The sequence below is a fragment of the Streptomyces sp. XH2 genome, from assembly GCF_049725035.1.
Taxonomy (GTDB): domain Bacteria; phylum Actinomycetota; class Actinomycetes; order Streptomycetales; family Streptomycetaceae; genus Streptomyces; species Streptomyces roseoverticillatus.
The window spans coordinates 13,196-28,243 of record NZ_JBMMMZ010000024.1 but is presented as its reverse complement, the minus strand read 5'-3'; the positions used below and the strand labels follow the sequence as shown (position 1 = coordinate 28,243).

12 protein-coding genes are annotated in these 15,048 nt (G+C 72.6%); 6 read left to right on the top strand and 6 right to left on the bottom strand.

The genetic code is table 11. From position 1 onward, the window contains the following. Positions 1-109: 109 nt before the first annotated feature. Positions 110-688, top strand: coding sequence for a TetR/AcrR family transcriptional regulator (locus ACOTKD_RS35890; RefSeq protein ID WP_424893186.1), 579 nt, complete (start codon positions 110-112; stop codon positions 686-688). Between the two features lie 78 nt (positions 689-766). Here the strand turns inward: ACOTKD_RS35890 and ACOTKD_RS35885 are convergent, their stop codons facing one another. The 5 genes from ACOTKD_RS35885 to ACOTKD_RS35865 form a co-directional block, all read right to left on the bottom strand. Beyond that, a complete protein-coding gene (locus ACOTKD_RS35885) occupies positions 767-3,160 on the bottom strand; it encodes an ATP-binding cassette domain-containing protein (protein ID WP_424893185.1) in 2,394 nt (797 codons plus the stop codon). A 170-nt stretch (positions 3,161-3,330) separates the two neighbouring features. Then, the gene (locus ACOTKD_RS35880; protein ID WP_424893184.1) at positions 3,331-3,822 is read right to left on the bottom strand and encodes a hypothetical protein; all 492 of its coding nucleotides are present in this window, start codon (positions 3,820-3,822) and stop codon (positions 3,331-3,333) included. 98 nt (positions 3,823-3,920) lie between these two features. Then, positions 3,921-4,430, bottom strand: a complete 510-nt coding sequence (locus ACOTKD_RS35875; RefSeq protein WP_424893183.1) for a RipA family octameric membrane protein — start codon at positions 4,428-4,430, stop codon at positions 3,921-3,923. 35 nt (positions 4,431-4,465) lie between these two features. Further along, positions 4,466-5,536 (bottom strand): hypothetical protein, encoded by a 1,071-nt coding sequence (locus tag ACOTKD_RS35870; protein WP_424893182.1) that lies wholly within the window; start codon positions 5,534-5,536, stop codon positions 4,466-4,468. Positions 5,537-5,728: 192 nt separating this feature from the next. Beyond that, positions 5,729-6,859, bottom strand: coding sequence for an ABC transporter substrate-binding protein (locus ACOTKD_RS35865; protein WP_424893181.1), 1,131 nt, complete (start codon positions 6,857-6,859; stop codon positions 5,729-5,731). Between the two features lie 388 nt (positions 6,860-7,247). On the opposite strand from ACOTKD_RS35865, the gene ACOTKD_RS35860 reads away from it, so the two are divergent. The 5 genes from ACOTKD_RS35860 to ACOTKD_RS35840 all read left to right on the top strand — a co-directional run bounded on the left by ACOTKD_RS35860 (position 7,248) and on the right by ACOTKD_RS35840 (position 13,477). After that, positions 7,248-8,009: a gamma-glutamyl-gamma-aminobutyrate hydrolase family protein gene (locus ACOTKD_RS35860; protein WP_424893180.1), complete on the top strand. Its 762-nt coding sequence runs from the start codon at positions 7,248-7,250 to the stop codon at positions 8,007-8,009. 32 nt (positions 8,010-8,041) lie between these two features. After that, positions 8,042-8,731, top strand: a complete 690-nt coding sequence (locus tag ACOTKD_RS35855; protein ID WP_424893179.1) for a GNAT family N-acetyltransferase — start codon at positions 8,042-8,044, stop codon at positions 8,729-8,731. A 212-nt stretch (positions 8,732-8,943) separates the two neighbouring features. After that, on the top strand, positions 8,944-10,725 hold the full coding sequence (locus ACOTKD_RS35850) for an NAD(P)/FAD-dependent oxidoreductase (RefSeq protein WP_424893178.1): 1,782 nt from the start codon (positions 8,944-8,946) through the stop codon (positions 10,723-10,725). An 80-nt stretch (positions 10,726-10,805) separates the two neighbouring features. Continuing rightward, the gene (locus tag ACOTKD_RS35845; protein ID WP_424893177.1) at positions 10,806-12,311 is read left to right on the top strand and encodes a pyridoxal phosphate-dependent decarboxylase family protein; all 1,506 of its coding nucleotides are present in this window, start codon (positions 10,806-10,808) and stop codon (positions 12,309-12,311) included. Positions 12,312-12,412: 101 nt separating this feature from the next. Further along, positions 12,413-13,477, top strand: coding sequence for a DMT family transporter (locus ACOTKD_RS35840; RefSeq protein ID WP_424893176.1), 1,065 nt, complete (start codon positions 12,413-12,415; stop codon positions 13,475-13,477). Here the strand turns inward: ACOTKD_RS35840 and ACOTKD_RS35835 are convergent. Beyond that, positions 13,398-14,936 carry a carboxylesterase/lipase family protein gene (locus ACOTKD_RS35835; RefSeq protein WP_424893175.1) on the bottom strand — a complete coding sequence of 513 codons (1,539 nt, stop codon included), beginning with the start codon at positions 14,934-14,936 and terminating at the stop codon, positions 13,398-13,400. The genes ACOTKD_RS35840 and ACOTKD_RS35835 overlap by 80 nt on opposite strands. Positions 14,937-15,048: the final 112 nt, after the last annotated feature.

Here is a 15,048-nt window from a genome sequence, read left to right as displayed (position 1 = left end):
GTGCCGCTATGGTGAGCACAAGCGGACAACTGTCCGCTCCTATGGAGCTTAGTGGACAGTTGTCCGGTTAACAAGAGCGGGATTCGGGCACGCGTCGCCGGGAGGGCGAGTGCAGGAGAAGAAGGACACCGCTCAGCGGTCGGACGCGCGGCGCAACCGCGAGCGCATCCTGGACGCGGCAGTGGCCGAACTGATGCGCTGCCCCAACGCCCCGCTCAGCGCGATCGCCAGGAAGGCGGGCGTCGGACAGGGCACGTTCTACCGCAACTTCCCCAACCGCGAGGCGCTCGTCCTGGAGATATACCGCTACGAGATGCAGCAGGTCGCCGATGCGGCGGCCCAGTTGCTCGGCTCGCGGGAACCGGACCGGGCCCTGCGCGAGTGGATGGACCGCCTCGCCCGGTTCGCCATGACCAAGGCCGGCCTGGCCGACGCGATCCGCATGGCCACCGCCGGGCCCGGGGGCCCGGCGAAACCGGGGCACGCCCCGGTGACCTCCGCGGCCGGCCTCCTGCTCCGGGCCAACGAGGAGGCCGGCACCATCCGCCCGGGCGTCTCCGCGGACGACTTCCTCCTCGCCATCGCCGGCCTCTGGCAGATCGACCCCCGCTCGGACTGGCAGCCGCGCGTCACCCGGCTGCTGGACCTCGTCATGGACGGACTGCGCGCGGGAGCGCCCGGGCGCTGAGTACCGGCCGGCTGCCGCGACAGGGCGCCCGGCCTCCCGGCCGGCGCTCGCGAAGGCCCCGGCCGGGCAAGGCCCCGGTCAGCCGCCGACGTACGCCGCGAGGTGCTCGCCGGTGAGGGTGGAGCGGGCGGCGACGAGGTCGGCGGGCGTGCCCTCGAAGACGATGCGGCCGCCGTCGTGGCCGGCCCCGGGCCCGAGGTCGATGATCCAGTCGGCGTGCGCCATGACCGCCGGGTGGTGCTCGACGACGATGACCGACTTGCCGGAGTCCACGAGCCGGTCGAGCAGGCCGAGCAACTGCTCGACATCGGCGAGGTGCAGGCCGGTGGTCGGCTCGTCGAGGACGTAGACACCGCCCTTCTCGGCCATGTGGGTGGCCAGCTTCAGCCGCTGCCGCTCACCGCCGGACAGCGTCGTGAGCGGCTGCCCGAGAGCGAGGTAGCCGAGCCCGACGTCGGCCAGGCGGCCGAGGATGCGGTGCGCGGCCGGCGTGCGCGCCTCGCCGGAGCCGAAGAACTCCTCGGCCTCGGACACCGGCATCGCGAGCACCTCGCTGATGTCGCGGCCGCCGAGGCGGTGCTCCAGCACCGCCGCCTGGAACCGCTTGCCCTCGCACTCCTCGCAGGTGACGGCGGCGCCGGCCATCATCGCCAGGTCGGTGTAGACCACGCCCGCGCCGTTGCAGGTGGGGCAGGCGCCCTCGGAGTTGGCGCTGAACAGGGCCGGCTTCACGCCGTTGGCCTTGGCGAACGCCTTGCGGATCGGGTCGAGGAGCCCGGTGTACGTCGCCGGGTTGCTCCGCCGCGAGCCCTTGATCGGGCCCTGGCCCACCGGCACCACACCCTCCTCGGAGGGGATCGAGCCGTGGACGAGCGAGCTCTTGCCGGACCCCGCCACACCGGTGACCACGCACAGCACCCCGAGCGGGATGTCGACGTCCACGCCCTGCAGGTTGTGCGTCGTCGCGCCGCGGACCGGCAGCGTGCCGGCGGGCGTGCGCACCGCCTCCTTGAGGGCGGGCCGGTCGTCGAGATGCCGGCCGGTGATCGTGCCGCCGGCCCGCAGGCCCTCGACGGTGCCCTCGAAGCAGACCGTGCCGCCGGCCGTGCCCGCCCCCGGGCCGAGGTCGACGACGTGGTCGGCGATCGCGATCGTCTGCGGCTTGTGCTCCACGACGAGCACCGTGTTGCCCTTGTCCCGCAGCCGCAGCAGCAGGTCGTTCATCCGGCTGATGTCGTGGGGGTGCAGGCCCGTGGTGGGCTCGTCGAAGACGTAGGTGACGTCGGTGAGCGAGGAGCCGAGGTGACGGACCATCTTCACGCGCTGCGCCTCGCCGCCCGACAGCGTGCCCGCCGGCCGGTCGAGCGAGAGGTAGCCGAGGCCGATCTCCACGAACGAGTCCAGGGTGTGCAGCAGCGCCGTGAGCAGCGGCGCCACCGAGGGCTCCCTGAGGCGGCGGACCCACTCCGCCAGGTCCCTGATCTCCATCGCGCAGGCGTCGGCGATGCTGATCTTCTTGATCTTCGACGACCGTGCGCCCTCGCTGAGCCGGGTGCCGTCGCACTCCGGGCAGGTGGCGAACGTCGTCGTCCGCTCCACGAACGCGCGGACGTGCGGCTGCAGCGCGTCGATGTCCTTGGACAGCATCGACTTGCGGATCTTGGGGATCAGGCCCTCGTACGTCAGGTTGATGCCATCGACCTTGATCTTGGTCGGCTCCTTGTGGAGGAGGTCGTGCAGCTCCCTCTTGGTGTACTTGCGGATCGGCTTGTCCGGATCGAAGAAGCCGCAGCCGGTGAAGATGCGGCCGTACCAGCCGTCCATGCTGTAGCCGGGGATCGTGAGCGCGCCCTCGCTCAGCGACTTGGAGTCGTCGTAGAGCTGGGTGAGGTCGATGTCGGAGACCGTGCCCCGGCCCTCGCAGCGCGGGCACATGCCGCCGGTGCGCGAGTAGGTCGCCTTCACCGCCTTCCGCGCGCCGCGCTCGACCGTGATCGCACCGCTCGCCCGGACCGAGGCGGTGTTGAAGGAGTACGCGCTGGGCGGGCCGATGTGCGGCTTCCCGAGCCGGCTGAAGAGGATGCGCAGCATCGCGTTGGCATCGGTGGCGGTACCGACCGTGGAGCGGGGGTCGGCACCCATCCGCTGCTGGTCGACGGTGATCGCCGTCGTCAGCCCGTCGAGCACGTCGACCTCGGGCCGTGCCATGACCGGCATGAAGCCCTGCACGAAGGCGCTGTAGGTCTCGTTGATCAGCCGCTGCGACTCCGCGGCGATCGTGTCGAACACCAGGGAGCTCTTGCCCGAGCCGGACACACCGGTGAACACCGTCAGCCGGCGCTTCGGGATCTCGATGCTGACGTCCTTGAGGTTGTTCTCGCGCGCGCCGTGCACCCGGATCAGATCATGGCTGTCGGCAGCGTGCGGCGCGGGCGGCCGTCTGTCCGTGCCCGTCCCCGTGGCCTTGCTCATCGTCTCTCCATCCGTTGCGCGGGCCCGCCCTCGCGGCCGCCCGGCGGCGCCCGGCGCGGTCCCACCGGCTTCGAGCGTACGTCCGGCCCGCGCGCGGATCCGGCCGGTGGAGTCTTTGGGGCGCGTCCGCGTGGCGCGCCCGCCCACGCCGCCCCGCCGGTCCGGGCGGGTCAGCAGCGTCGTGCCGCCCCCGCAGGCCACAGGACGCGGACGGGGATCCCCGCCTCCCGCGCCTCGGCGACGGTGGCGGCCGTGCCGCCGTCCTTCGCGGACGCCGCCCCGTCCCACACCGCGACCAGGAGGTCCGACCGCCCGAGCAGCTCCGTGTTCGCGGCCTTGAAGGCGCTCACGCTCGCCGCCGGGTAGGGCATGACCGTGACGTCGGCAGCCGCCTCCAGCAGGCGGTCGAACCGCGCCCTGTCCTCCGCGTCGTCCAGGGACGCCCGGTAGTCGTCGAACGGCAGGACCACGGAAAGGGCTCCGCCGGCGGCCAGGACGGCCTCGGCGAACAACGAGTCGGCGCCGGGTGCGATGCAGGACACGCCGGTCAGCCCGGTCGCACCCGGGGTCAGTTCGCGCAGGAGGCCCTGGAGGGCGTCCCGCAGGAGGGGCTCCGTGCCCTCGGCGAGGTCCATGTGTCCGGTAACGCCGATCGTCCGCATCGCACTTCACCCGTCCGCCGGTCGGCACTGTCGCCCTGCCAGTGTCCCACCCCGGCCGGCAGGAGCGGGGCCCGTCGCCGGGCGGGAGCCGGACCGGCTCAGAGGGTGGTGGCCAGGAAGCCCGCGACGTAGGCCACGCCGAAGACGACCGGGACCCCCTGCTCCACGTAGGTCAGGGGCACATAGCGGCGCCAGTCGTGTCCCTCGCCCAGGGCGCCCCACTCCGCGTCCGAGTAGGCGAGCGCCGGCAGTCTTCGCTCCAGCGCGCCGATCACCGCGTACTTGGCGGCGTTGAGCTGGCGGTAGGAACGCATCATCACGAACCAGCCCAGGCACTGGGTCAGCAGCACGGCCAGCCCCGCCAGCAGCAGCCACACCGAGGAACTGCGCCAGTGGGCTCCGGAGAGGGTGACGAGGGCGGTGACGGCCACGGTGTTGAGCGACAGGAAGAACGTGTTGGTGAGGCTGCGCCGGGCGCTGACCCGGTCGGCCATCTCGACGCACAGCTTGTACTGCTCCAGGATCGCGCCTTGGTACTTGTCCTTGGCCCGGGCGTAGTCCGTCGGGCCGACGCCTGCGTTCCAGAGAGTGTCGTCTATGCCGGTCATGGGAGCATGATGACCTCCCGCACGCAGCGGACGAATCAGTTCCGCGCGGGCAGTGCGTTCAACTGTTCCATAATGGGCTGCAGTTCGCGCTTGACGAGATGATTCAGCATTCCAGGGCCCGCCAGGCGCTTCGCCGTCGGATCGAAGCGGACGAACGTCGCCTTCCAGTCCGGGCCGAAGACGATCAGCCCCTTGAGGACGAAGTCCCAGCGCGGTTTCCTGCGGCCGCCGCTCAGCAGCACCTGCCAGCGCGGCCGTTGCGGATGGGCCAGCGGCGGGAAGTCCGGCAGGGCGGGCAGCGGCGGCCATGCTTCCGTACCGGCGCCGGCATGCGGGTCCGGGGTTCCCGGGCCGCCGCGCGCCCGCCGCGCGTACTCCTCGGCGACGGCCTCGCGGAACAGGTCGTACTCCGCGGGTTCGCAGTAGGCCAGGAGCACCAGCCGCGTGGGCGGCAGGACGCGCAGGGCCTCGGCGAACTCCCACACCGTCCCCGGCCCGGGGCCCGCCGACAGCATCACCACGTGCGCGCCGCCGATCAGCTCGCTCACGGTGTCCTGCCAGTCGTCGACCGGCAGGTACGCGCGGGCCGCGCCGGGCAGCGGGAGCGGCTCGCCGGGCCGGCCGATCGCGACGACGCGGCCGAGATGGCGGAAGCGCCGGACGAGGGCCTCTTCGTAGGTCAGTCCGGTGAGGAAGAACAGGTTCTCGGCGTTCGAGCCGCCGCCCTGGAAGTCGCGGGGGAGCGAGGCCATGGCCGGGTCGTTCGCGAACGGGCGCAGGTAGAGCACGTACCTCGTGCCGGCCAGCTGACCGGCGGAGACGATGACGTCGGCGGTGTGCTGCTTGCCGCGCACCACGCGGCGCCGGCCGGCGCCGAACACGTACAGGCCGATCACGAGGACCACCAGGCCGGCCAGTTCCTGCAGCCACCACATGCCCTGCGTGAAGCCCTCCGGTATGTGGTCGGAGTTCAGACCGCCCCTGAAGAGCAGCCCGCCCGCCAGGCCCACCACGGTCCCCGTGACCCGCAGCGCCCACCCGGTGCGGATCAGCAGGCGGCCCCTGGCCGCGTGCTGGGCGTCGCGGGGCGAGAGGTCATCCGTCACGCACGGGTCCGTCCCCGTCCCCATCCCCATGTCCTGGCCCCCTCCGCAGTCCGCCCAGCCGACAACTGCCTCTGCGGTACCCCGCCCGGAACCCGCCGAAGCGTCCGCGGGGACAGCCCTGCGGCTGACTGCCGGCGAGGGTTCGCCGGCAGTCGGGGGTCACTGATCAGGTCCGCTGTCCGGAGGCGCGCTTCAGCCCTGCGTGCCGTTCTGGTCGACGGGGTACAGGCCGAGCTTGCCCTCGGGGTCGGCGGGGTTCGCGCCCTTGACGTCGCCGACGTAGAGGTTGATGCGCGCCTTGAAGCGGTCGAGGGCGGCGCGGTCGCTCATGAACTCGCCGAGGCCGAGGGGGTTCATGTTGTCGTAGTCGAAGATGTTCTTGCGCCCGGCCGGGGTGGCGACGTCGGTGCGGGCGCTCCAGCGGCCTTCCTGGCCCTGCTTCGACAGGAGCCAGCTCAGGTACAGCTTGGCGGCGGCCTTGTGCGGGGCGTCCTTGAGGATGGCGCCGGTCTGCGGCCAGGCGACCCAGGGCGACTTCTGCGGGGTGCTCGTCTTCGACAGGCCGCTGGAGCTGCCGGAGCTGCCGAAGTTCGCCACGTAGCCGTCCTTGCCGACCGTGGCGGAGGCGTCGGCGGTGCCGCGGACGAACTTGGGGTTCTGGGCGAGGAGCTTCTTCAGGTAGTCGAACCCGTACTTGTCGGTGAGCTGCTTGAAGTAGTAGAGGACGGCGTCGTCGTCGTTCGGGTAGGTGAAGACGAGCTTGTTCTTGAACTCGGGCTTGAGGAAGTCCTGGGCCTCGACGGGCGCGTCGTCGCCCAGCGTGGTGGCGGTGACGTCGGCGAAGGCGATGAAGAACAGGCCGGTGTAGTAGCCGTCCTTGTCCTTGATCTGGTCGTAGACCTTGTTCCAGCCGACGGGCTTGTACTTCTCGAGGGCGCCCTCCTTCTTCCAGCGCGGGAAGTCGTCGAGGGTCTGCAGGTGGACGACGTCGGCCACGACCTTGTGCTCGGCTATCTGGTTGTCGAGGCGCGCGTCGTGGTTCTTGCTGAAGTCGACGACGGTGTCGACCTTCATCTCGGGGAACCGCTTGAGGAACGCGTTCTTGAGGTAGTCGGCCTGGCCGGGCTTGTCGCCGCCGGCGTAGACGACCAGGCGGCCGCCCTCGGCCAGGGCGTCCTTGTACAGCTTCTGCAGCTGCTCGTCCTCGCTCGCGCCCTGCGACGCGCGGGAGGCGGAGGGGGTGGCGGCAGCGACGGTGGCGCCGCTCGCGGCGAGGACGCCCAGGGCGACGGCGGCGGCCCAGGTCTTGCGGGTGGACTTCACGACGGCTCCTTACATGGGGGGAGGCGAGAGTGGTTCTTGAATGTTCAAGAATCTCCTCGGCGCCACTCTAGAACGATCTCCTTGAATGTTCAATAAACGGACTGGCGGGGATCGCGCGCAGAGTCACCGGTCTGCCGACCGATCGTTCGTCCGGGTCGGTCTCGGCGGACGGGCGCACGGGCGCACGGGCAGTGATCTCGGAATCTTGCGTGTTCCGTCCGTGTTCCGTTACGGTGCCGAACGTTCGTACGTGTAGTCGCCACACTGCAAGTCCTTTACCGGGCAGGCTATTTCCGCGCAGCGAGTCGCGCGGACCTGCCGGCCACTGAAACATCGCTCGTCGTATGCCGTCGTGTGCGTGTGCTTGATTTTCAGGGGGAGTTGGGTGATGAGGACGTCGTCCGCGAGGCCTCGCATCGGGGTCACCTCACGCTTTCGTCAGACCATCCGAAGCCATAGCGTTCACGAGGGATATGTCGAGCAGGTGACGCGGGCCGGCGGCCTGCCCCTCGTCATTCCCTGCACCGGCGCCGACGGGGATTTGTGCACGTCATACCTTTCCCTGCTCGACGGATTGCTGCTCACCGGCGGCGAGGACATGGATCCCGCGTATTGCCGCGGTACTGACCGGCAGCCCGGATACGCCTACCACCCCCGGCGGGACGCGTTCGAGACCCGGCTGGCGGGATCGGCGCTCGATGCGGGAATTCCCACGCTCGGCATCTGCCGCGGCGCACAAGTGCTCCACGCCGTCACCGGGAATCCGCTGATCGGGCACATCCCCGACGTCAACGGCGGGCGCGTCGCGCACCGGACCTCCCTCACGGAGACCTCGCGGCACTCGGTCACCCTCGTCGAGGGCAGCAAGGTCGCCCGGGCGTACGGGGAGCGGACGCTGAAGGTGACCTCGTACCACCACCAGGGGCTGGGTGAGCAGACCCCGGGCGGCATCCGGTGGCGGGTGACCGCCCGCGCCGACGACTCCCTCGCCGAGGCGATCGAGCGCGAGGACGACGCCGAGGGGGACGCATGGGCGGTCGGCGTCCTGTGGCACCCCGAGCTCCCCGCGGACGACGGGCCCGCCGACGGCGGCGGGGAACGCCCCGATCCGCTGATCGCGGCGTTCGTCGCCGCGGCGGGAGCGGCATGACGCCCGGAGCGACACCCGGAGCGACACCCGACGTGACCTTCGACGTCCGCCGGCTCGGCCCCGGCGACCTCGGCCTGCTGCTCGGCCTCCAGGAGCGGGTGCGCTCGGCCCTCGCGGACCCGTCCGTCTTCCAGACCAGCACGCCCGAGTTCATCGCGTACTGCCTCGCCGACGGCGGACGGTGCTACGGCGTGGTGTACGACGGCGAGACCGTCGCCTACCGGATGGTCTACTTTCCCCGCGACCGCGCGTTCAACCTGGCCAAGGACACGGCCCTGCCCCCTGCCGAGTACCACCGGGTGGGCCACTGGGACACCGTCGCCGTCCTGCCCGGCTGGCGCGGTCACGGACTGGCCCGGCTGATGAACGTCCGCGCCCTCGCCGACCTCGCCGGCACGGACATCCGCCATCTCTTCGCCACCAGCGCGCCCAGCAACCCGTACGCCGTGCGCACCCTGCTGGAGGCCGGCTTCCAACCGGTCGGCCTCGTCCGGAAGTTCGGGGGACGGTTGCGGTTCCTGCTGTACCGGCCCAGCCCCGCGGGGTGGCCCGCCACGGCCGGGGAGACGCCGGAACTGACCGTCGCGTGCTCGGCCACCGACGCACTGGAGCGCGCCTTCCGCGACGGCTGGACCGGTACCGGCATCGACATCGACGGAGCGGGCCGTGCCCGGCTGCGGATGCGGCGCCGGCCGCTGCCGTTCAGCACCGGCCAGGGCTGACCGGCCCGCTTCGGCCACGCCTCCGGCCGTACCGCGCGGCCGGGCGGTCGCGCCCTGCCCCACTGCGGGCCGCGCACGTTCACCACAGGCTCCGCACACTCCTACGCCGTACGGACGCCGGACGTGCGCGGCTGCGCGTCGCTCCCGTCCCCTCACCCTCGTCCCTCACCCCGGCCGCCGCACCCGACAGCCAGAACAGGACTCCCAGCGAGATGAAGATTCTGCTCACTCTCCCGGACACCGGCCTGGGGACATCCGACTTCCTGCGCTCCGGCAACATCGTCCACGATCCTTCGCTGGACAGCGCCCCGCCCGAGGACGTACTCGCGGCACTCGACCGGCACGGAGCCGCCGCCCTCGTCACATCGCGGCCGCCGGACGAGGCGGCGCTGCGGCGCCGGACCGGCTCCCGGGGGCCCGTCTTCCTCGCATGCGTCCCCGGCGCGGCCCCCGGGCGCGGAGGCGGCCTGGAGGCCGTCGCCACGGCCCTGGCCCGCTGCGAGCGGCACTTCGCGCTCTCGCGCCCGCTCACCGCCGCCGCCCCGCCGTCCGCGTCCGGCGAGGGCCCGCGCGAGGTCGTCCTGGTCGGAGCCGGAGTCGTCAACCTGGTCACGGCGCTGTACTTGACCGAGGCCGGGTACCGGGTGACCGTCCTCGACCGCTCGCCGGCACCGGGCAGCGCCGCGTGGGAGGCGTACGGCTGCACCCACGCCGGCGACGACGCGCGCATGTTCACCTTCACCGAGATGGACAGCTACAACAACCAGGACTTCCACGGCAGCCCGCCCGACTGGTTCCGCCGGCCCGTAGAGGAGAACGGCTGGCTCGCCCGCGACGCCCGGACGCTGTCCCCGGAGGAGCTCGCCTGGATCGACGAGTTCGAGCGCGTCCCCTCCTGGCTGGCCCGGTCCTACAACGACGACATCTTCGCCCTGACCGCCGAGGCCGGCCGCGAGTGGGACCTGCTGCGGCGGCGCCGCCCCGAACTGTTCGAGAACGTCGTCCTGGCCGACGACATCCTGCGGGTGTACGAGGACCCCGCCCACCTGGAGGCCGCGCTGGCCCGGCACCGCGCCATCGGTGCCGTCCTGCGCGAACTGCCGCCCGCCGAAGCGGCACGGGACTGCGCGGCCCTGGCCGGGCCGATGCGCGACGGCAGCCTGGCCGGCGGCTTCTTCGTCCCCGGCTTCACCCTCAACGTGCACAAGTTCACCGCCCGGGCCGTCGCGTGGCTGACGGACCGGGGCGCCCGCTTCCACTGGAACACCCCCGTGCCGGGGGTGCGGCGCGACGCCTCGGGAGCGCTGACCGGCCTCGACTGCCCGGTGCGGCTGCCGCCGGACGCCCACGTCGTCGCCTCGCCCGGCGTCTACGGCAGTGAGCTGCTGCGGGGCACGCCCTGCGAGGGAAAGATCCACGGCGTGCTCGGCGGCTGGATCCGCATCAGCAACCACGCCACGGGGCTGCGCAACTCCCTCAAGGTCGGGCGCCGCGGCCACGTGACCGAGGACGCCAACGTGACGGTGGGGCTCGACGCCGACGGCCAGGAGATCCTGATCGTCGGCTCCGGCTACGGCTACACGGGGGCCGGCACGAAACCCGACGAGCGGCAGCTCGCCGCCGTGCGGCGCGGCATCGCCGACACGATCGAGCGGCTCTTCCCGGACCGCGCCGGCCTGCGGGCCTCGTCCCGCGGCGGCGACAACTACGCCTTCAAGTACTGCATACGCCCCTGGACGGCGACCTCGCTCGGCCTCCACCACGCGGAGGAGGGCCCGGGCCGCGGGCTGTACGTCGTCAACGGCGGGCACAACACCGGGGGCTTCGCCCAGGCCCCGGCCGTCGCCCGCGCCGTGCTGGCCACCCTGCGCGGCGAGGAGCACCCGATGCACCGCCTCTACCACCCCGAGCGCTTCACGGCCTTCACGGCACCGGCCGCCTGCACGCGCATGCCGGCAGCGCGGGCCCCGCAGCCGCTGGCCTCGCGCACCTAGCAGGCCCGCAGAGCGGAGAGAAGGCCCGTGGACCCGGCCCGCAGAGCCGGAGAGGCCGCAGACCTGGAGAAGAGGACGCCATGCACACCGACCCCCCTCTGGACCCCGCCGACTGGGAGGAGTTCCGCGCCCTGGGCAAGCGGATCGTCGACGACATCGCCGACCACCTCGCCGGCCTCCGCGAGCGCCCCGTGTGGCAGCCCGTGCCCGAGGACGTCCGGGCCTCGTTCCGCACCGGACTCCCGGCGAAGGGCATGCCCATGGCCGAGGTGTACGAGGAGTTCCGGGCGACGGTCCTGCCGTTCCCGCGCGGCAACATCCACCCCCGCTTCTGGGGCTGGGCCAACGGCTCCGGCGTGCCGGTCGCGGCCTACGGCGACCTGCTGGCCTCGGTGATCAACTGCACGCTCGGCTCGGGCGGGAACGCCGCCATGATGGTCGAGCAGCAAGTGATCGAGTGGCTGCAGCAGGCCCTCCACTGGCCCGCCGGCGGCTCCGGGCTGCTGACGAGCGGCGCCTCCATGGGGCAGGTCACGGCCCTCGCCGCCGCCCGGGTGGCGAAGGCGCCCTCCGCCGCCGCGATCCGCGACGAGGGCGCCGTCGCCGCGGGCGTGCAGTTCACCGTCTACGGGTCCGAGGAGACCCACCACTCCGTCGACAAGGCCGTCGAGCTGCTCGGCATCGGCCGCCGCTTCTTCCGGAAGATCCCCGTGGACCGGGACTTCCGGATCGACGTCGGCGCGCTGCGCGCCGCGCTCCGCGCGGACCGGGAGGCGGGCCTGTACCCCCTGTGCCTCATCGGCAACGCCGGCACGGTCAACACCGGCGCGGTCGACCCCCTCCGGACCCTGCTGGAGATCGCCCGGGAAGAGGACCTCTGGTACCACGTGGACGGCGCCTTCGGAGCGTTCGCCCAGCTCCTGCCCTCCCACCGCGCCCTGCTCGACGGCCTGGCCGAGGCCGACTCGCTCGTGTGCGACCTGCACAAATGGCTCTACATGCCGTTCGACGTCAGCTGCGTCCTCACCCGGAGCGAGGGCATGCTGGAGGCGGCCTTCAGCTCCAGCGCGGACTACATCAGCAGCACCGCCGGGGGACCGGCCGCCTACCCGCTCGCCTTCTCCGACCGCGGCGTCGAGCAGTCCCGGCGCTTCCGCGCGCTGAAGGTGTGGTTCGCCCTCAAGACCCACGGCATCGGGGCGTTCGCCGAGGCCGTCGCCGCGAACATCGCCCAGGTCGCCCACCTGGCCGCACGCGTCGAGGCCGCCGAGGACCTCGAACTCGTCGCACGCGGCGATCTGAACGTGGCCTGCTTCCGGTACGTCTGGCCCGGAGCCGGCCCGGACGCCGCCGACCGCGTCAACCGGGGGATCCTGAACCGGCTGCAGACCGAGGGCCTGGCGATGCCCTCGCACACGGTCCTCGACGGGAAGTTCGTCATCCGCGTCGCCGACAACAACCACCGCACGGACGTCACCGACTTCGACTTCCTGATCGACCAGGTGCGGGCCATCGGGGCGGAACTGCGCGCCGCGGAGGAGGACCCCGGCCCCGCCGGGACCGCGCCACCGGCGGCCGGCCGGTGACACGGAGGCGAGGACCGGGCCCACGCCCGCACCCGCATCCTGCTCGTCCCCGCCCCGGCATAGGCTGGATCGACCCGTCACGACCGCGGAGAGGTGCACACATGACAGGCAGGGCGCCCCGCACGTACGTCGTGGGCCTGCTCGCGGCCCTCATGGCGACAGCCCTGTGGGGCTTCACGTTCCTGGGGCCGGCCGCCGTCGCCCCCGTGAACGTCTACTACCTCGTCGTGGGCCGGTACGCGGTCTTCGGCGCCATGTCCCTGGCCGTGCTCGCCGCGCGCCGCGGCGGCCTCCGCCGCCTCGGTCCCCGCAACCTGCTGCTGGCCCTCCACTTGGGCGTCGTCGGATACATCGGCTTCTACCTCCTGCTGTCCCTGTCCGCCCAGGCCGGCGGGGGCGTCCTCGCCTCCACCCTGACCGGGCTGATCCCCCTGCTGGTGACCCTGGCCTCCAACGCGACCGAGAAGGTCCTGCCGTGGCGCCGGCTCGTGCTGCCGGTCGCGGCGATCTCCGCCGGGCTGCTCCTGGTCAACGGCGGTGCGTCCCACGGGCGGACGGGCGAGGGGGACGTGACGACCGGCGTCGTCCTCGGCTTCCTCGCCTGTGTCGCCTGGTCCTACTTCGTCGTCGTCAACCGCATCGTCCTGAACCGGGTCCGGCCCGCCGCCGGCAACGCCACGTGGACGGCCTGCATCGGCCTCGGGGCGTTCGGCGCCTCGCTCTTCCTCCTCCCGCTCGCCCGGTCCGGCGACGGCCCGTCCCCCTTCGCGGACGCAGGCACCCTCCAGTCGTTCCTGCTGTGGTGCGTCGCACTCGCCGTACTGGGCTCGTGGTGCGCGACCTGGTTCTGGAACATCGCCTCGAAACGGCTGCCCGCCACGGTCATGGGCCCCGTCATCGGCATGGAGGCCGTGTTCGGCGCGGCGTTCAACCTGGTCTGGGAGGGCCGCGCACCCACCTTCCACGAACTCTGGGGCGGTCTCCTCGTCATCGCCGGCGTCCTGCTCGGCTCCTACCTCTTCAACCGCGCGAACACACCGCACGAAGGGCAGCCGCCGGCCGGTGAGCAGCCTCCCGTGGCCGGTGCTACCGGCCGGTCAGCGGAAGGGCCGGGAACGCATGCTCCTGCCAGATCAGGCGGGAGGCTTCCTCCGGATAGGCGGTGACCGCCGGCCGGGTGCCGTAGAGCCGGACGAGGCGCCGCCCGGTGTCGTACGCGGGCCAGCCGGCGTCGCCGTGGGCGGCGAACGCCGTCCAGTCGGCGCGCATGCGGGCGGAGAGCGCCTCCGCCTCCGGGGAGGGGACTTCGCCGATCAGCATGGCGGGCTGACCGCGGTCCAGGTTGCCGAAGACGAGCGGCACGTCGAGGCCGTGGCAGGCGCCGAGGGCACCGCCCATGCCCGGGGCGGGCCAGGTCAGCTCGTAGACGTGGGCGCGGCCGCCGCCGGCGACACGGGCCTCGGCGAGGTGGAGGCTCGGCATGCGGAACAGCCAGTCGGAGTGGACCAGTTCGTACAGCTCGTCCGGCCCCGCGGACGGAAAGCCGCCGGCGTAGCGCCGTGCGCCGTCCGGGCCGGGGCCGAAGAGGCGCAGGGCGGACGCCGCCCGCTCCGGTGTGACCTGGCCGAGCAGGCCGTCGATCGCCGTGAACAGCCGCTGTTCGTCGCGGGTGTGGCCGACGAGGAGCGCGACGTCCCGGCCGGCCCCGCCGGCGAGGGCCTGCCACGGCGTGACGGGAAGGATGTCACCGTCGACGACCGGCGAGAACGGGATCGACCGGTGCGCGGCCCGGCCCCAGTGGTCCGCCCACCGGCTCATCCTGGCGCCGACCGCGTCACCGGCGGCGGACAGCCGGGCCGGGGCCACCGCGGACAGGTCGGCCACGGCGGGCCTCAGCCCCAGTTCGGCGGCGCAGGCGGCGGCGATGCCGGCGGCGAGCTCCGGTGAGAAGAACGTGCCCTGCACGCTCTGCGCGACCGCCCGGCCGAAGAGCCCGGCCGCACGCGGCATCGCCAGCAGCGCGGCGACCGAGCCCGCGCCCGCCGACTGGCCGAAGACCGTGACGCGGTCCGGGTCGCCGCCGAAGGCCCGGATGTTGTCACGCACCCACTCCAGAGCGGCGACCTGGTCGAGCAGACCCCGGTTGGCCGGCGCCCCGTCGATGTGTCCGAAGCCTTCCAGCCCCACGCGGTAGTTGAGCGTCACCACCACGACGCCGCCGTCACGCGCGAGGCGCCCGCCGTCGTACTCGGGGAGGGCGGACATGCCGAACGTGTAGGCGCCGCCCTGGATCCACACCATCACCGGCAGCCCGGCGCCGGGGGCCGGGTCGGGCGACCAGAGGTTGACCGACAGCCAGTCGTCGCCCGGCGTCTCCCGCGCCAGCGCGTCCATGCCGAAGTGACCGCCCTGCGGAGGCGGTGGCCCGTACGAGGCGGCCTCCCGTACCCCGTCCCAGCCTCGTACCGGCCGCGGTGCGGCGAAGCGCAGCGAGCCGACCGGCGGCTCGGCGAACGGGATGCCGCGGAAGACCGCCACGCCCGCCTCCCGGCAGCCGCGCAGCGCTCCGGCCGCTGTACGGACTCCGGGCCGGGGCGCGGACGGTTCGGACGCGAAGACGGTCATCACCACTCCCTTTCCGGGCGGGGTGGAGCGCGATCACGCGGATGCGCGCGGGCCCGGACAGTCAGGAGGATCCCGCTGCCTCACCACGCGCGCCAGTCATTTACGGACGGCC